The following is a 16439-nucleotide window of genomic DNA, read 5'->3' on the forward strand; positions in this document are numbered from 1 at the left end:
AATCAGTTTTTTGCAGATGAAAAAAAGGGGCTCGAAAGCCCCTTTTTCAGCAGCGGGTCAGTGTTATTGACCCGGAATGTCCTTGCGCAGTTTCACTGGATCCTGCTGTTTCTTCTTTTTCGCGATGGCGGTGCGCATCTTGATATTGATCGCCTCCACCGCCAGCGAGAACGCCATGGCGAAGTAGACGTAGCCTTTTGGCACATGCACGTCGAAGGATTCGGCAATCAGCACCGTACCCACCACCAGCAGAAACGACAGCGCGAGCATCTTCAGCGACGGGTGCTTGTCGATGAACTCGCTGATGGTGCCGGCAGCCAGCATCATCACCAGAACGGCCACCACGATCGCCGCCACCATCACCGGCACGTGAGAAACCATGCCGACCGCAGTGATCACCGAGTCCAGCGAGAACACGATGTCGATGATGGCGATCTGAATGATGGTGTAGATGAACTTGCCGCCGGCGCCTTTCGGCTCGTCGTGGGTTTCGTCTTCGCCTTCCAGTGCGTGGTACATCTCCTGGGAGCTTTTCCACAGCAGGAACAGGCCACCGAAGAACAGGATCAGGTCGCGGCCGGAAATGCCTTGGCCGAAGACCACGAACAGGTCGGCGGTCAGTTGCATGACCCAGGTGATCGACAGCAGCAGCAGGATTCGCGTGACCATGGCCAGGGCCAGGCCGAAGATCCGGGTGCGCGCCTGCATATGCTTGGGCATGCGGCTGACCAGGATCGAAATCATGATGATGTTATCGATGCCCAGGACGATCTCGAGGGCCGTCAGGGTGAAGAAGGCAATCCAGATTTCCGGATTGGTCAGCCATTCCATGTGTATTCCTTTGAGCAAATGTTAAACCGCGCAAGCTGCAGCGCCGCGCGGGTGAGTGGGTACGATTATAGAGTGCTGAACAGCGGAAAAATCCCCATCAGCAAAGCGGCGAACATTATGCACAGGCATACCAGCACTGCCCACTTGAGGGTAAAGCGTTGGTGATCGCCAAATTCGATACCGGCCAGGGCCACCAGCAGGTAGGTCGAAGGGACCAGTGGGCTGAGCAAATGCACGGGTTGGCCGACGATAGACGCGCGGGCCATCTCCACGGCGGTGATGCCATAGTGGCTGGCGGCTTCGGCGAGTACCGGCAGTACGCCGTAGTAAAACGCGTCGTTGGACATGAAGAAAGTAAACGGCATGCTCACCAGCGCGGTGATCACCGCCAGGTAAGGGCCCATGGCTTCAGGGATGACGGCCAGCAGGCTTTTGGACATGGCGTCGACCATGCCGGTGCCCGACAGGATGCCGGTGAAAATACCGGCGGCGAAGATCAGCCCCACCACCGCCAGTACGCTGCCTGCGTGGGCAGCGACGCGGTCTTTCTGTTGTTGCAGGCACGGGTAGTTGACGATCATCGCGATGCTGAACGCCACCATGAACAGCACTGGCAGCGGCAACAAGCCGGCGATCAGGGTGCACATCAGGGCAAAGGTCAGGGCGCCGTTGAACCAGATCAGCTTCGGACGGCGAGCATCCGGGAACTGCGATACGCTGATCTCGCTGTGGTCGATCTCGTCACCCTGCAGGTGCAGTTCGCCCAGGCGCGCTCGTTCGCGTTTGCCGTACATATAAGCAATCGCCAGGATTGCCACGACGCCGGCGGCCATGGCCGGGATCATCGGTACAAAAATATCCGAGGGGTCTACGTGCAGCGCACTGGCGGCGCGGGCGGTCGGGCCGCCCCATGGCGTCATGTTCATTACGCCACCGGCGAGGATGATCAGGCCGGCCATGATCCGTGGGCTCATGCCGATGCGCTGGTACAGCGGCAGCATGGCGGCGACGCAGATCATGTAGGTAGTCGCGCCGTCACCGTCGAGGGACACCACCAGCGCCAGCACGGCGGTACCGACCGACACTTTCAGCGGGTCGCCCTTGACCATCTTGAGGATCTTGCGCACGGCCGGGTCGAACAGGCCGGAGTCGATCATCAGGGCAAAGTAGAGAATGGCGAACATCAGCATCACGCCGGTCGGCGCAAGCTTGGTGATGCCCGCAAGCATCATCGGCCCGATCTCGGGTGCAAAGCCACCAAACAGGGCGAACAGGATGGGCACGATGATCAAGGCAATCAGCGCAGAAAGGCGCTTGGTCATGATCAGGAACATGAACGTGATGACCATGGCAAAGCCAAGGAAAGTCAGCATAGAAATACTCCAGGCGTAGCGCGGCTAGGGAATGGCGAACCGGTTTGGGGTCAGCGCAGTACGAAAGGCACGTGGCGTACGGGTGGAGTTGGAGCGAAAGGGCAAGGACGAGCGGACATCGGGAATCACCATTGTTGTTGTTAACAGCCGGTCTGTTGCCGACAGTGGGGGCGATCCTAGACGTGGAAGCTTTCAGCCAGCTTTCGCTGTGTAATCAGGTGATGAGAGGTTTTTCTGTTTCTTCTGTAGGGCGAGTCAGCTTGTGTGGGGCGAATTATGGAAGCTCAAGGCCGCCCGCCGCTTTGTGCAGCGCGCGCAGGTGCTCGCCCACCTGTTTGAGATTGGCTTCACACGCAGCAATTTCGGCGGCGCGGGAAGGCTCGAGCAGCACCCTCACCTCTTTATCCAGATCGCCGGTCAAAGATTGCAGCTGCTTCTGGCGCTCGGCGCTTTCCGATTCCAGGCGTTTGGATTCCGAAGGTTGTGGCAGGCCGTAGCCACTACTGCCCAGTAGTTCCGCCGGGCGGCTGAGGAAACCGCTGTTGGCGAGGATCTGTTGCAGTGTGTTGTTAGCTTTTTCCATGCCGCCGTTTTTCAGCTCGCGGGCACCGAGGTAGCGTTGTTTGACTTCATCCTGGGCCAGCATCAGCTGTTTGCGATAGCTGGCCTGTTCCAGCAGCAACAGCGCGGCGCTGGTGCGCAGGTCGGCCTGGCTGAACCATTGGCGGCGTTCTTCTGCGCTGAGCGACAGCCAGTCTTCGACCTCGGTCTGCTTGATCGGCAAGTGTTTGCGCAGGACATCGAACATCGCCTGGTAACGCTCGCGGAACGAGTCGAAGTGATAACCCCGGCGCAATGCCTCGCGTTTATCCTTGAGGACGCTGGTGTCGGCCAGGCCGCGTGCACTGAGCACTTCCAGCAGACCGTTGGGGGTGATGTTGTCGAGCCCGGTCAGCTGTGGGTTGGCGCTGCCACTGCGCAGGAGTTTCAGGCTTTCGACCGCGCAGTTGTTGGAGATGAAGAAGTAGTTGCCGTCGTAGCTCCAATGCATTTCGGCGGCATGCTCGACGGTGTCGTTGATCTCTTGGCGGGTGAGTTTCAGCGGTACGGAGGCCAGCCCGCGCAGCTCGGTCTTGGTGTATTCGTCGATGACCTGGGCCAGTGGCAGCACGAACAGGCGTGACGGGTATTTGCCCACCAGGCCATCCCAGCTCGACAGCTGTACGTCACCGACAAAAGCGCGGTAGGACAGGACCAAGTGTTGGTCCAGGTCCAGGCGGCAATCCGGGCCGCGCGGGCGACCGGGCGCGCAGATCACCAGGCGCAACATGCTATGGCCCCAGCGGCTGACCAGGTTCTGGTTGGCTTCGGCCAGCAGGTAGTCGATTTCGTACACGCGCTCCGGATCGATCTGACCCAGAGGCGTCTTGGCGAAATCGTTGCCTGCATTCAGGAATGCGTAGGTTTTGGCGCAGGTGTCTTGCGCAGGCGGCGCCCAGCCGAAGTGTTCCTTGTAGTAGCGAAACAGCGCGGGGCGACGGCAGGCGTAGCTCGGGTCGAGGAGGAAGTACTCCATGTTGACTGCCACAAACTCCAGCGGGCTGGTGGTTTCGTAGATGTCCGGGCTACGGGCAACCTGGTGGTTATGTTGTTCACGTTCGCCGCGACGGCCCACGTATTGCGGCCAGCCGGCGAGGTCCAGCAGGCGCGGGTCGTCACTCAAGGTAAAGCGGCGATCATTCTGGCCACGGCATTGATCGGGCAGGCCGATCAGGCCGGTGATGTTGTTTTGGCGGCTGCAGCGCTGGATGAGCGTGCGGTCGTCTTTGGACCACAGGCGCGCACGGTCATAGATGTGGGTCAGCTCATGCAGCACGGTGGCGAGCATTTCGCGGCGCACAGTGCCGTGTGGGCGATTGGTTTTTTGGGTGGCGGCGCTGCCGTCGGTCAGGCTGGCGAGCAGGTTCTGATTCAGATCAAGCTCAGACACCAGTGAGGCCTGACCATAGGCGTTTTCAGGCATTTTGTCGGTCCAGCCGACATCGATACGTCGGTCCAGTTGCTCGACAAAGCGCGGCGGCAAAGCGCGCATCGCTTCATCAAGCAATGCCTGGCTGGCCTGCTGTTCGGCCGGGCTCAAGCCATCGGTCTTGAGCCGCAGTTGCAGGCTGGCCTGGGCTGCGCCTGCACAGAGCAGTACAGTCCCGGCCAATAGCCAGGCGACCAGGCGCCTCACAGAGCGAGGATGGCTTCGGCGAGCGTCTGGTCACTGGCATCTCGAGCTTCCGGCACACGGGTTCGCAGGGTGTCGAAGGCGGCTTCCAATTGGGCGCCACGGATCTCGCCATTGGTGGCGACGAAACTGGCGGCATCGTCGTGGGCTTCGCGCACGACTTTGGAGTCGCGTATGGAGGTGGTGGTGTCCGAGGTGAAGTCGATGGTGCGGGCCGAGGCACGCACGACGATGTTACTGGTGGCCTTCAAGGTTTGCGCGTGGGCAACATCGGCCAACAACAGCAGGCCGAGAGCGGCGGCGATCAGCGGGCTACGCATGAAATAACTCCAAAATACAAAGATGATTATTGGACGAGAATTGCTTGCGCCAGTTCAAGGTCGCTTGCATGAAGTTTTGGCTGGGTGCGGCGCAGATAATCCAGCGCGGATTCCAGACGAGCGCCCCGCCATTGGCCGTCAGTGGCGATAAAAGCGGCAGCGTCATCCTGGGCGGCCATTACCAACTTTCTGTCAAAGGGCGCTGACGTCACCTTGCTGGTGGCGTACGCACTGATGACGGTGCTCTGGGTGGACACATCAAAGGCCGAAGCCAAGGGTGACCAGCAGACGGAAAATAATACGGGAACGATCAACAGGCGGTATGAAAAAACCATAAGACTCGACAACTGAAAGCGAGCGCCAAGGCTAGCGCAACGCCCGGGCGAGAGCCAGCGCTGACACATGAGGTAGCAGCTGGCGCCCTTCTGTGTCGATCTGCGTCAGATAGCCAGGATCGCTTGAGCGAGCTGCGTGTCACTCGCCGCATTCAGTTGGGGGGCTTGTTGGCGGATCTGGGCCAAGGCGCTCTCCAGCTTTACGCCACGGATGGCGCCTTCGCTGGCAACAAAACTGGCGGCGTCATCGCGAGCGGCCTGGACGACCTTGTTGTCACGCAGGGAGGACGTGGCATCCGAGCTGGCATCGGAGGTGGCTTTCAGCGCGCCGACGATCGAGTCGGTGGTCACGATAAGGCTGCTTGCGTTGGCATTGGCAGCCACGGCCAACAGGGCTGCAGCACTCAGCAGGCGAAGACGGGACATGGAATGACTCCTGTAAATGAACAAATAAAGCGGCGCAAAGCGGCCACTGTGAAACCGACGTTGTTGCAATTGAGCATCAGACGTCGGTTCTACAAGGTTCGCCACGTGATGACGCGATCTTAAGCTGCCGTTTATCTATTCGGAAAGCCCCACCGTTTTAGTCGCGCCAGAACGGTTTGGACAGCTCGGCGATTCGGTCGCCCTGGCTGATGCCAGCGTCGGACAGCTCGCGAGCGTCGAGTCGTGCCAGTTGTTGGCGCTCATGGGCCTGTTTCGCCCATCGAGCCAGGGCACTGGCAGTGCGAATAATCAGTTGTTTACTGGACGAGGCTCGCATGGGGATGGCCTTTCATGAGGTAGTGGAACTCCATGTTGGGCGTGTCTCTGACACCAATACAGATACACCAACTCTAAATTGTACTTCTTAACTGTAGTGTTTTTTAAGCTGTACTGGTCACGAAGCAGCTCATCTGTTTGTGATCTAAAAAGCTGAATCCCAGAAACAGCAAAGCCCGCCTCCGGTTACCCGGGGCGGGCTTTGCTTTGACAAATCTGGATGCTGGCGGTGGACCCGGCGGGTCAGGGCCAGCGGGCGCCAATTAGCGCCAGAACGGCTTGCTCAGCTCTTCGTAGCGTTGAGCTTCGCTGATACCGGCGTCAGCCAGCAGACGCGAATCCAGACGAGCCAGTTGATGGCGGCTGGAGATGCGGCGCTGCCACAACATCAGGTTGGCGAGAACGCGCAAAGGCAGGGAAGCCTGGGTGTTTACAGCTTTTTCTTCGAAGAACAGATCGGAACTGAGTGTACGTTCCATGATGACATCCTTCCGCTTGTGGCGGGATTAGGTAGTGGTTTAACTGATGCCAATGATCCTCCTCCGACGCAAGACTCTGTAGATACAGTTCACCTGTATTGTGAAGGGCCAGTTAACTGTTTATACCCGCTGTACTGTACGGAAATGGGGCAACTGTACCTGTCCGCACTGAAACAGTGCGAAATTGGCAATTTCGATGATGTATGTAGGAATATACGGCGGGAAATGACCGGTACAGCAGTACAGTTTTTTGCAGATCTGATTCTGATGCATTCGAGCTGATGCAACTGTATAAGCATCAGCTCGAATCTGTATCAATCACGCCTTGAGCATGTGCCCGGTTTCTTCCAGGTTAATGTGCCAGCTCAGTGCCTCGCGCAGGATATGCGGGGTATGCCCGCCCATAGCACAGGCCGCATTGAAGTAGCTGTTCAGCGCATCGCGGTACGCCGGGTGCACACAGTTGTCGATGATCACCCGAGCCCGTTCCCGTGGCGCCAGACCGCGCAAGTCGGCAAGGCCCACTTCGGTGACCAGAATGTCGACATCATGCTCAGTGTGGTCCACATGGCTGACCATCGGCACGACGCTGGAAATGGCGCCGCCCTTGGCGATCGACTTGGTCACGAAGATGGCTAGGTGCGCATTGCGCGCGAAGTCCCCGGAGCCGCCAATACCGTTCATCATCCGCGTGCCACACACATGGGTGGAATTGACGTTGCCGTAAATGTCGAATTCCAGCGCGGTATTGATGCCGATAATACCCAGGCGCCGCACCACCTCAGGGTGGTTGGAGATTTCCTGTGGGCGCAGCACCAGCTTGTCCTTGTAGTGCTCCAGGTTGCCGAACACGTCGGCGTTGCGCCGTTCCGACAAGGTAATCGAGCTGCCGGAGGCGAAACTCAGCTTGCCCGCATCAATCAGGTCGAAGGTCGAATCCTGCAGGACTTCCGAATACATCGTCAGGTCTTCGAACGGCGATTCGATCAAACCGCACATCACGGCGTTGGCGATGTTGCCAATCCCGGCCTGCAACGGGCCGAGCTTGTTGGTCATGCGACCGGCGTCCACTTCCTGCTTGAGGAAATTGATCAGGTGATTGGCGATGCCTTGGGTATCGGCGTCCGGAGGCGTCACAGTGGATGCGGAATCAGACTGGTTGGTGATTACGATGGCGACAATCTTTTCCGGCGGGATCGGAATTGCGGTGCTACCGATGCGGTCGTCGACCTTGACCAGCGGGATCGGCGTGCGCGTCGGCCGGTAGGTGGGAATATAGATGTCGTGCAACCCTTCCAGGTTCGGGTTGTGCGCCAGGTTGATCTCAACGATCACGTGCTTGGCGAAAATCGCAAAGCTCGCCGAGTTACCCACAGAGGTGGTCGGCACAATATGGCCTTGCTCGGTGATCGCGACGGCTTCGATCACGGCAATATCCGGCAGCTTGAGCTGGTTGTTGCGCAGTTGTTCGACGGTTTCGGACAAATGCTGGTCGATGAACATCACCTCGCCGGCATTGATCGCCTTGCGCAGGGTGCTGTCGACCTGAAATGGCATGCGTCGGGACAGCACACCGGCTTCTGTCAGTTGCTTGTCCAGGTCATTGCCCAGGCTGGCGCCGGTCATCAAGGTGATTTTCAGCGGCGAAGTCTTGGCGCGTTCGGCCAGGGCGTGAGGGACGGCCTTGGCTTCACCGGCGCGGGTGAAGCCGCTCATGCCGACGGTCATGCCGTCCTCGATCAGTGCGGCGGCGTCTGCCGCGCTCATGACCTTGTTCAACAACGAAGGCAAGCGGATACGATCACGGTACATGAATTGTTATCTCAGGCTACGGAAGCAAGGTGGGCAGTGTAGTGATTTCAAAAAATTTCGGCCCGCTACCATGGTCGAATGCCAGGCGGCGATTTAGAGCCTTTGGTCGGTTTTAATCCAGCAATAAAAAACCCCAGCCTACTGCAGGCCAGGGTTTCGGGTATTGCGCTGGCGCAGTGTTATTCGACGGCTTTGACCATGTCTTCGATGACCTTCTTGGCATCACCGAAGACCATCATGGTCTTGTCCAGGTAGAACAATTCGTTGTCCAGGCCCGCGTAGCCGCTGGCCATCGAGCGCTTGTTGACGATGATGGTCTTGGCCTTGAACGCCTCAAGGATCGGCATGCCGGCGATCGGCGAATTAGGGTCGTTCTTGGCGGCCGGGTTGACCACGTCGTTCGCGCCCAGCACCAGCACTACGTCGGCCTGGCCGAACTCGGAGTTGATGTCTTCCATCTCGAACACCTGGTCATAAGGCACTTCGGCCTCGGCCAGCAGCACGTTCATATGGCCAGGCATACGGCCCGCCACCGGGTGGATCGCATACTTCACGGTCACGCCGCGGTGGGTCAGCTTCTCGGTCAGCTCTTTAAGCGCATGTTGCGCACGTGCCACCGCCAAGCCATAGCCCGGCACGATGATCACGGTGTCGGCGTTGGTCAGCAGGAAAGTGGCGTCGTCGGCAGAGCCGGATTTGACCGGGCGCGCTTCTTTCGAGCCCGCTGGGCCCGCCGCATCGGCTGTGTTGCCAAAGCCGCCGAGCAGTACATTAAAGAACGAGCGATTCATCGCCTTGCACATGATGTACGACAGGATCGCGCCGCTGGAGCCCACCAGCGAGCCGGCGATGATCAGCATCGAGTTGTTCAGCGAGAAGCCGATACCCGCCGCTGCCCAGCCGGAGTAGCTGTTGAGCATCGACACGACGACCGGCATATCGGCGCCGCCAATCGGGATGATGATCAGCACGCCAAGCACGAACGCCAGGGCCAGCATCAATGCGAAGGCGCTGAGGTTGCCAGTGAACATGAACGCCAGGCCCAGACCCAGGGTTGCAAGGCCCAGCACCAGGTTCAGCTTGTGCTGGCCGCCGAACTGTACCGGTGCGCCTTGGAACAGGCGGAACTTGTACTTGCCCGACAGCTTGCCGAACGCGATCACCGAACCGGAGAAGGTGATGGCACCGATGGCCGCGCCGAGGAACAGTTCCAGGCGGTTACCGGCAGGGATCGAGTCGCCCAAGTGTTTGACGATGCCCAGGGATTGCGGCTCGACCACGGCGGCAATGGCGATAAACACCGCGGCCAGGCCGATCATGCTGTGCATGAATGCCACCAGCTCAGGCATCTTGGTCATTTCTACGCGCTTGGCCATGATTGAACCGGCGGTGCCGCCGATCAACAGGCCGACAATCACGTAACCAATGCCAGCAGTGGCCAGCTCAGCGCCCAGCTTATAGATGAGGCCCACGGTGGTAAGCACCGCCAGCGCCATGCCGAGCATGCCGAACAGGTTGCCGCGTCGCGACGTGGTGGGGTGCGACAAGCCTTTAAGGGCCTGGATAAAGCAGATCGACGCGATCAGGTAGAGCGTCGTTACAAGATTCATGCTCATTACTTCGGCGCCTCTTCTTTTACTTTCGGGGCTTTTTTCTTGAACATCTCGAGCATCCTGCGCGTTACCAGGAAGCCGCCGAACACGTTGACCGCCGCCAGAGCCACGGCCAGAGTGCCCATGGTCTTGCCCAAGGGGGTAACGGTAAGGGCAGCCGCCAGCATGGCGCCGACGATCACAATCGCCGAGATCGCGTTGGTCACGGCCATCAATGGCGTGTGCAACGCGGGTGTGACGTTCCAAACCACGTGGTAACCGACGTAAATCGCCAGCACAAAGATGATCAGGTTGTAGATACCGGGGGAGATAAGCTCTTCCATCGTCTGAATCCCTGCTTAGGCGTTTTTACGGATGACTTGGCCGTCGCGGCACATCAGGCACGCGGCGACGATGTCGTCTTCGAGGTTGATTTCAAACTGCCCTTCCTTGGTGAAGACCAGCTTCAGGAAGTCCAGCAGGTTGCGCGCATACAGAGCAGAAGCATCAGCAGCGACTGCGCCGGCCAGGTTGGTCGGGCCGCAGATGGTCACTCCGTTTTCCACGATCACCTGATCGGCGACCGTCAGCGGGCAGTTGCCGCCCTGGGCTGCGGCGAGGTCGATGACCACAGAGCCGGGTTTCATCTGTGCGACGGTTTCAGCACTCAACAGCGTCGGTGCCTTGCGGCCCGGGATCAGCGCGGTGGTGATAACAATGTCGGCTTGCTTGGCGCGTTCGTGCACGGCCAGGGCCTGGCGTTGCATCCAGCTGGAAGGCATGGGGCGCGCATAACCGCCGACGCCGACCGCGCATTCGCGTTCTTCATCGGTTTCGTAGGGCACGTCGACGAACTTGGCACCCAGGGATTCGATCTGCTCTTTTACTGCCGGGCGCACGTCGGACGCTTCGATCACTGCACCCAGGCGTTTCGCCGTGGCAATGGCCTGCAAGCCTGCAACGCCGGCGCCGAGGATCAGCACGCGCGCGGCTTTGACGGTGCCGGCGGCAGTCATCAGCATTGGCATGAAGCGTGGGTAGTGATGGGCTGCCAGCAATACCGCTTTATAGCCGGCGATGTTCGCTTGCGATGACAGCACGTCAAGGCTCTGGGCCCGCGAGGTGCGCGGTGCAGCTTCAAGGGCGAAGGCCGTAATCCCGCGCTCGGCAAGTTTGGCGATGGTTTCGTTGCTGAACGGGTTGAGCATGCCCACCAACACGGTGCCGCTTTTGATCAGCGCCAGTTCGCTGTCGCTGGGGGCAACCACCTTGAGAATCAGCTCGGCACCCAACGCATCCTCGGCACTGCCAATGGTTGCGCCTGCGGTTTCATAGGCGCTGTCCACGACACTGGCTTTAATGCCTGCACCGCTTTGAACAGTGACCTTATGGCCCTGGCCGATCAGCTTCTTGATGGTTTCCGGGGTGGCAGCCACCCGCGTTTCACCGGTCTGGGTTTCGAGAGGAACACCAATGTGCACGTCAAATCTCCTGCATGATCTTTTTGCTTTTGATCTTTTTGTAAAAAGGCCAGTGCACCGCGAGTGGCGCAACTGGGGCGGCCGATCAGCACGATCCCGCCGAAATGACAGCGGGGCGCGGCATTTTGCAGGCGAACTTTACGGCCATCAAGGGATTATGACGGGTGACGAAAAATTAACTACAAGTCACCCTGTGACTGATTGTCGCAATGCACCCTAATAACCGTTTTAAATACAGGTGTTTAGAGGGGTTCAGGCTTTTTTGAGGCTTTTTCCAATCGTCGCTGTGAATGGGCGGGCATTGGCCGCATGTGGTCGCTGAAAGCCATGTGGATCATAGCTTTGAGCCTCATTTTTGGCTGGCAAGTACAGTCTGCGTAAATGCGACATATCCGTACATCTGTAGGATTTTGAATATCTTGACTACAGGGTCAGTAACTAGCGTAGGGCCTTTAAACATTGGGGCTATAACGCTGTGATTGATCAATTAACCAGTCTCTGAAGGCGTGCAGTGAGGCGGATTCGACTTTTCGTTCGGGAATCATCAGGTAATACGCCTTCGAACTGCTGAGGGCTTCGGAGCTTGCGATCACTAATTGCTTCTCCTCAAGCTCGCGCTGGATAAGGAATGGCGGAATCAGCGCAATGCCCATGTCATGCATGGCGGCTTGAGACAACATCGAGAATAGCTCGTAACGAGGGCCTGTCATGTCACGGGGTATGTTCAGTTGTTGCGCGCTGAACCATTGGCGCCAGGCGTATGGCCGAGTGGTTTGCTGCAGTAGCGGCAATTGCGCGATCTGCTGAGGGCTGAAGTGGTCACGGTCACCCAACAAGCGCGGGCTGCACACCGGGAGCGGATTTTCCCCCATCAGACGGTGAGACTCGGTGCCGGACCAGTCGGCATCGCCGAAGTAGATCGCCGCATCGAATTCGGTATCGGCAAATAGAAAGGGGCGCGTCCGGTTGGTGAGATTGACGGTCACCTCTGGGTGGTGTCGTTGAAAATCTTTGAGGCGAGGGATCAACCATTGGGTACCGAAGGTTGGCACCACGGCCAATTCAATGACGTTGGCGCCCTGCTGTCCCATTACTGACAAGGTGTCGCGCTCTACGGCGTCCAGTTGCATGGCGACGCGCCGGCTATAGGACAGGCCCGCTTCCGTCAGTTTTACCCCGCGCCTTGAGCGCCGAAATAGCTCGACACTCAAAAACTCTTCAAGGCTGGCGATCTGTCGACAGATGGCGCCTTGGGTGATGGAAAGCTCGTGCGCCGCCTTGGTAAAGCTCTCGTGGCGGGCCGCAGCCTCAAAGCTGACCAGAGCAGTCGTACTGGGAATTTTTCTGCGCATGTACGGAGTACTCACTTATAAAGCGCGTCTGCGCCCTTCTCAGTCGTTTCGGAGTGAGAAATTAGCACAACCCTATGCAGAAACCTCGTTTGCCCTCTGCGTCTGCCCAGCCTAGGCTGCACCCACGACTTCTGATTTTTTCCGCGAGGGCTTATTCATGGCTGGTAAGGCAAGCTTCAACTGGATCGATCCGCTGCTGCTGGATCAACAGCTCACCGAAGAGGAGCGCATGGTACGTGACAGTGCTGAGCAGTTCGCCCAGGACAAGCTGGCGCCGCGTGTGCTCGAAGCCTTCCGCCATGAAAAGACCGACCCCGCGATTTTTCGCGAGATGGGCGAAACCGGCCTGCTCGGCGCGATGATCCCTGAGCAGTACGGTGGCAGTGGCTTGAATTACGTCAGTTATGGGCTGATCGCCCGTGAGGTCGAGCGTGTCGACTCTGGCTATCGCTCGATGATGAGTGTGCAGTCGTCACTGGTCATGGTGCCCATCAACGAATTTGGTACCGAGGCGCAGAAGCAGAAGTACCTGCCGAAGTTGGCATCCGGGGAATGGATCGGCTGCTTCGGCCTGACCGAGCCTAACCATGGTTCTGACCCGGGCGCGATGATTACGCGGGCGCGCAAGGTAGACGGCGGCTATAGCCTGACTGGCGCCAAGATGTGGATCACCAATAGCCCGATCGCCGATGTGTTTGTGGTGTGGGGCAAGGACGATGCCGGGGATATCCGCGGTTTTGTCCTTGAGAAGGGTTGGAAAGGTCTGAGCGCTCCGGCGATTCACGGCAAGGTCGGCCTGCGGGCTTCCATTACCGGTGAAATTGTCATGGATAACGTCTTTGTGCCGGAAGAAAACATTTTCCCGGATGTGCGTGGTTTGAAAGGGCCTTTCACCTGCCTTAACTCGGCGCGCTACGGCATCTCCTGGGGCGCGCTGGGTGCCGCCGAGTTCTGCTGGCATACCGCTCGCCAGTACACCCTGGATCGTCATCAGTTCGGGCGTCCTTTGGCGGCAACCCAACTGATCCAGAAGAAGCTGGCCGATATGCAGACCGAGATCACGCTGGCGCTGCAAGGGTGTCTGCGTCTGGGGCGCATGAAGGATGAAGGAACGGCGGCGGTTGAGATCACTTCGATCATGAAGCGCAACTCGTGCGGCAAGTCCCTGGATATCGCCCGTATGGCGCGTGACATGTTGGGTGGCAACGGTATTTCCGATGAGTTCGGGGTGGCGCGCCACTTGGTCAACCTGGAGGTGGTCAACACCTATGAAGGAACGCACGACGTGCACGCTTTGATTCTTGGGCGTGCGCAAACCGGTCTTCAGGCGTTCTATTAATAGGAGCACGGTATGGGCGCGCTTTCACATCTGCGGGTACTGGATTTATCGCGAGTGCTGGCGGGCCCCTGGTCCGGCCAGATCCTTGCGGACCTTGGGGCTGAAGTGATCAAGGTCGAGCGGCCAGGTAATGGCGACGACACGCGTGCATGGGGGCCGCCCTTTCTTAAGGATGCATTTGGCGAGAACACCAGTGAAGCCGCGTATTACTTGTCGGCCAACCGTAACAAGGAGTCGGTGACTATCGACTTCACGCGACCAGAGGGGCAGAAGCTGGTGCGTGACCTGGCGGCCAAGTCCGACATCCTGATCGAGAACTTCAAGGTGGGCGGTCTGGCGGCATATGGGCTGGACTATGAATCGCTGAAGGAGATCAATCCCGAGTTGATCTATTGCTCGATCACCGGCTTTGGTCAGACGGGGCCTTACGCGACACGCGCCGGTTATGACTTCATGATCCAGGGGCTGGGTGGCCTTATGAGCCTGACCGGTCGGCCAGAGGGTGATGAAGGGGCTGGGCCTGTGAAGGTGGGCGTGGCATTGACCGACATCCTGACCGGGCTCTACTCGACGGTGGCCATTCTGGCAGCGCTGGCCCATCGCGATCATGACGGTGGCGGGCAGCACATTGATATGGCGTTATTGGATGTGCAGGTGGCATGCCTGGCTAACCAGGCGATGAATTACCTCACGACGGGTGTTTCGCCAAAGCGTTTGGGCAATGCTCACCCCAATATCGTGCCTTATCAGGATTTTCCCACGGCTGATGGTGACTTCATCCTCACGGTGGGTAACGACGGGCAGTTTCGCAAATTCGCTGAGGTGGCGGGGCAGCCTCAATGGGCAGAGGATCCGCGCTTTGCTACTAATAAGCTGCGGGTGGCTAATCGCGCGGAGCTGATTCCGTTGATTCGCCAGGCTACCGTCTTCAAGACCACCGCTGAGTGGGTATCGCAGCTGGAGCGAGTGGGTGTGCCGTGCGGGCCTATCAATGACTTGGCACAGGTGTTCGCCGACCCGCAGGTCAAGGCGCGGGGGTTGGCGATGGCATTGCCGCATGCGTTGGCGGGGATGGTGCCTCAGGTAGCGAGTCCGATAAGGCTTTCCAAGACGCCGGTGGAGTACCGTAGCGCGCCTCCTCTATTGGGAGAACATACGGTTCAGGTGTTGCAAGGTGTGCTTGGGCTAGGGCCGGCGAGTGTGGCTGCTTTAAAGGAGGCGGGGGTTATATGAGCGTTTCCCTCTATATAGAGGGTGTGAAGGGCTCAATGTCGGTTGTTTTTTAATCAATCCTAACTAATTGATAGAAAAGCAAAATTAAGGGTTGACGGCAGATTCTGGAAGTCTATAATTCGCCCCACTTCCGGCGCAGTCGAAACGGAAAACTCCTTGGTAAACAAAGAGTTACGCGAGATTCGACAGCGAGTTGCTTCAGTTCATCGAAGCCCAGAAGGAGTTGGTAGGGCAGTGTTGTTTGGCTCTATTAACGTTTCGATCCTCTCGGTCGAAAGCAGAAAAAGAGGTGTTGACAGCAGCGTGTAACGCTGTAGAATTCGCCTCCCGCTAACGAGAGATCGGAAGCGCAAGTGGTTGAAGTTGTTGAAGAAATCTTCGAAAGCTTCTGAAAATAATCACTTGACAGCAAATGAGGCTGCTGTAGAATGCGCGCCTCGGTTGAGACGAAAGATCTTAACCAACCGCTCTTTAACAACTGAATCAAGCAATTCGTGTGGGTGCTTGTGGAGTCAGACTGATAGTCAACAAGATTATCAGCATCACAAGTTACTCCGCGAGAAATCAAAGATGTAACCAACGATTGCTGAGCCAAGTTTAGGGTTTCTTAAAAACCCAAAGATGTTTGAACTGAAGAGTTTGATCATGGCTCAGATTGAACGCTGGCGGCAGGCCTAACACATGCAAGTCGAGCGGTAGAGAGAAGCTTGCTTCTCTTGAGAGCGGCGGACGGGTGAGTAATGCCTAGGAATCTGCCTGGTAGTGGGGGATAACGTTCGGAAACGGACGCTAATACCGCATACGTCCTACGGGAGAAAGCAGGGGACCTTCGGGCCTTGCGCTATCAGATGAGCCTAGGTCGGATTAGCTAGTTGGTGAGGTAATGGCTCACCAAGGCGACGATCCGTAACTGGTCTGAGAGGATGATCAGTCACACTGGAACTGAGACACGGTCCAGACTCCTACGGGAGGCAGCAGTGGGGAATATTGGACAATGGGCGAAAGCCTGATCCAGCCATGCCGCGTGTGTGAAGAAGGTCTTCGGATTGTAAAGCACTTTAAGTTGGGAGGAAGGGCATTAACCTAATACGTTAGTGTTTTGACGTTACCGACAGAATAAGCACCGGCTAACTCTGTGCCAGCAGCCGCGGTAATACAGAGGGTGCAAGCGTTAATCGGAATTACTGGGCGTAAAGCGCGCGTAGGTGGTTTGTTAAGTTGGATGTGAAATCCCCGGGCTCAACCTGGGAACTGCATTCAAAACTGACTGACTAGAGTATGGTAGAGGGTGGTGGAA

At 58.0% G+C, this 16439-nt stretch carries 15 protein-coding genes and 1 rRNA gene (1 of these 16 cut by a window edge); 3 read left to right on the forward strand and 13 right to left on the reverse strand.

Going from position 1 to position 16439, the window contains the following annotated elements; genetic code table 11:
* Window positions 1–63: 63 nt before the first annotated feature.
* The 13 genes from AB5I78_RS00500 to AB5I78_RS00560 form a co-directional block, all read right to left on the reverse strand.
* Window positions 64–831, reverse strand: a complete 768-nt coding sequence (locus tag AB5I78_RS00500; RefSeq protein ID WP_106576056.1) for a TerC family protein — start codon at window positions 829–831, stop codon at window positions 64–66.
* Between the two features lie 65 nt (window positions 832–896).
* On the reverse strand, window positions 897–2204 hold the full coding sequence (locus tag AB5I78_RS00505; RefSeq protein WP_106576057.1) for a CitMHS family transporter: 1308 nt from the start codon (window positions 2202–2204) through the stop codon (window positions 897–899).
* 274 nt (window positions 2205–2478) lie between these two features.
* Entirely contained in the window at window positions 2479–4440 is a 1962-nt protein-coding gene (locus AB5I78_RS00510) for a DUF4105 domain-containing protein (protein ID WP_262206015.1), read from the reverse strand.
* The gene (locus AB5I78_RS00515; protein WP_145158555.1) at window positions 4437–4757 is read right to left on the reverse strand and encodes a DUF2388 domain-containing protein; all 321 of its coding nucleotides are present in this window, start codon (window positions 4755–4757) and stop codon (window positions 4437–4439) included. The genes AB5I78_RS00510 and AB5I78_RS00515 overlap by 4 nt, the downstream gene beginning before the upstream one ends.
* A 26-nt stretch (window positions 4758–4783) precedes the next feature.
* Window positions 4784–5092 (reverse strand): DUF2388 domain-containing protein, encoded by a 309-nt coding sequence (locus tag AB5I78_RS00520; RefSeq protein WP_106576060.1) that lies wholly within the window; start codon window positions 5090–5092, stop codon window positions 4784–4786.
* Window positions 5093–5197: 105 nt separating this feature from the next.
* On the reverse strand, window positions 5198–5518 hold the full coding sequence (locus AB5I78_RS00525) for a DUF2388 domain-containing protein (protein ID WP_106576061.1): 321 nt from the start codon (window positions 5516–5518) through the stop codon (window positions 5198–5200).
* 157 nt (window positions 5519–5675) lie between these two features.
* Window positions 5676–5855 carry a DUF1127 domain-containing protein gene (locus tag AB5I78_RS00530; protein ID WP_369302738.1) on the reverse strand — a complete coding sequence of 60 codons (180 nt, stop codon included), beginning with the start codon at window positions 5853–5855 and terminating at the stop codon, window positions 5676–5678.
* A 262-nt stretch (window positions 5856–6117) separates the two neighbouring features.
* Window positions 6118–6333, reverse strand: a complete 216-nt coding sequence (locus AB5I78_RS00535) for a DUF1127 domain-containing protein (protein ID WP_003214752.1) — start codon at window positions 6331–6333, stop codon at window positions 6118–6120.
* A 318-nt stretch (window positions 6334–6651) separates the two neighbouring features.
* Complete coding sequence (locus tag AB5I78_RS00540) at window positions 6652–8145, reverse strand: acetyl-CoA hydrolase/transferase family protein (protein ID WP_369302737.1); 1494 nt, start codon at window positions 8143–8145, stop codon at window positions 6652–6654.
* Between the two features lie 179 nt (window positions 8146–8324).
* A complete protein-coding gene (locus AB5I78_RS00545; protein ID WP_119741358.1) occupies window positions 8325–9761 on the reverse strand; it encodes an NAD(P)(+) transhydrogenase (Re/Si-specific) subunit beta in 1437 nt (478 codons plus the stop codon).
* Entirely contained in the window at window positions 9761–10081 is a 321-nt protein-coding gene (locus tag AB5I78_RS00550) for an NAD(P) transhydrogenase subunit alpha (protein ID WP_003187417.1), read from the reverse strand. Before AB5I78_RS00550 ends, AB5I78_RS00545 begins: the two co-directional genes overlap by 1 nt.
* A 15-nt stretch (window positions 10082–10096) precedes the next feature.
* The gene (locus AB5I78_RS00555) at window positions 10097–11218 is read right to left on the reverse strand and encodes a Re/Si-specific NAD(P)(+) transhydrogenase subunit alpha (protein ID WP_119741360.1); all 1122 of its coding nucleotides are present in this window, start codon (window positions 11216–11218) and stop codon (window positions 10097–10099) included.
* A 452-nt stretch (window positions 11219–11670) separates the two neighbouring features.
* Window positions 11671–12570, reverse strand: a complete 900-nt coding sequence (locus AB5I78_RS00560) for a LysR family transcriptional regulator (RefSeq protein WP_369302736.1) — start codon at window positions 12568–12570, stop codon at window positions 11671–11673.
* Window positions 12571–12727: 157 nt separating this feature from the next.
* Between AB5I78_RS00560 and AB5I78_RS00565 the strand changes: the two genes are divergently transcribed.
* The 3 genes from AB5I78_RS00565 to AB5I78_RS00575 all read left to right on the forward strand — a co-directional run.
* The gene (locus AB5I78_RS00565) at window positions 12728–13909 is read left to right on the forward strand and encodes an acyl-CoA dehydrogenase (protein ID WP_053253703.1); all 1182 of its coding nucleotides are present in this window, start codon (window positions 12728–12730) and stop codon (window positions 13907–13909) included.
* Window positions 13910–13921: 12 nt separating this feature from the next.
* Complete coding sequence (locus AB5I78_RS00570; protein ID WP_242200453.1) at window positions 13922–15142, forward strand: CaiB/BaiF CoA-transferase family protein; 1221 nt, start codon at window positions 13922–13924, stop codon at window positions 15140–15142.
* A gap of 627 nt (window positions 15143–15769) precedes the next feature.
* Window positions 15770–16439 (forward strand): 16S ribosomal RNA (locus AB5I78_RS00575) (it continues 867 nt past the right edge of the window).

The organism is Pseudomonas sp. N2-3-1-14 (genome assembly GCF_041228395.1).
Classification (GTDB): Bacteria; Pseudomonadota; Gammaproteobacteria; order Pseudomonadales; family Pseudomonadaceae; genus Aquipseudomonas.

Excerpts from the sequence above, each read along its gene's own strand:
- AB5I78_RS00545 (WP_119741358.1), bottom strand. The coding sequence starts at position 9,761 with ATGAGCATGAATCTTGTAACGACGCTCTACCTGATCGCGTCGATCTGC.
- AB5I78_RS00560 (WP_369302736.1), bottom strand. The coding sequence starts at position 12,570 with ATGCGCAGAAAAATTCCCAGTACGACTGCTCTGGTCAGCTTTGAGGCT.
- AB5I78_RS00570 (WP_242200453.1), top strand. The coding sequence starts at position 13,922 with ATGGGCGCGCTTTCACATCTGCGGGTACTGGATTTATCGCGAGTGCTG.
- AB5I78_RS00530 (WP_369302738.1), bottom strand. The coding sequence starts at position 5,855 with ATGCGAGCCTCGTCCAGTAAACAACTGATTATTCGCACTGCCAGTGCC.
- AB5I78_RS00535 (WP_003214752.1), bottom strand. The coding sequence starts at position 6,333 with ATGGAACGTACACTCAGTTCCGATCTGTTCTTCGAAGAAAAAGCTGTA.
- AB5I78_RS00565 (WP_053253703.1), top strand. The coding sequence starts at position 12,728 with ATGGCTGGTAAGGCAAGCTTCAACTGGATCGATCCGCTGCTGCTGGAT.
- AB5I78_RS00515 (WP_145158555.1), bottom strand. The coding sequence starts at position 4,757 with ATGCGTAGCCCGCTGATCGCCGCCGCTCTCGGCCTGCTGTTGTTGGCC.
- AB5I78_RS00525 (WP_106576061.1), bottom strand. The coding sequence starts at position 5,518 with ATGTCCCGTCTTCGCCTGCTGAGTGCTGCAGCCCTGTTGGCCGTGGCT.
- AB5I78_RS00520 (WP_106576060.1), bottom strand. The coding sequence starts at position 5,092 with ATGGTTTTTTCATACCGCCTGTTGATCGTTCCCGTATTATTTTCCGTC.
- AB5I78_RS00550 (WP_003187417.1), bottom strand. The coding sequence starts at position 10,081 with ATGGAAGAGCTTATCTCCCCCGGTATCTACAACCTGATCATCTTTGTG.
- AB5I78_RS00505 (WP_106576057.1), bottom strand. The coding sequence starts at position 2,204 with ATGCTGACTTTCCTTGGCTTTGCCATGGTCATCACGTTCATGTTCCTG.
- AB5I78_RS00540 (WP_369302737.1), bottom strand. The coding sequence starts at position 8,145 with ATGTACCGTGATCGTATCCGCTTGCCTTCGTTGTTGAACAAGGTCATG.
- AB5I78_RS00500 (WP_106576056.1), bottom strand. The coding sequence starts at position 831 with ATGGAATGGCTGACCAATCCGGAAATCTGGATTGCCTTCTTCACCCTG.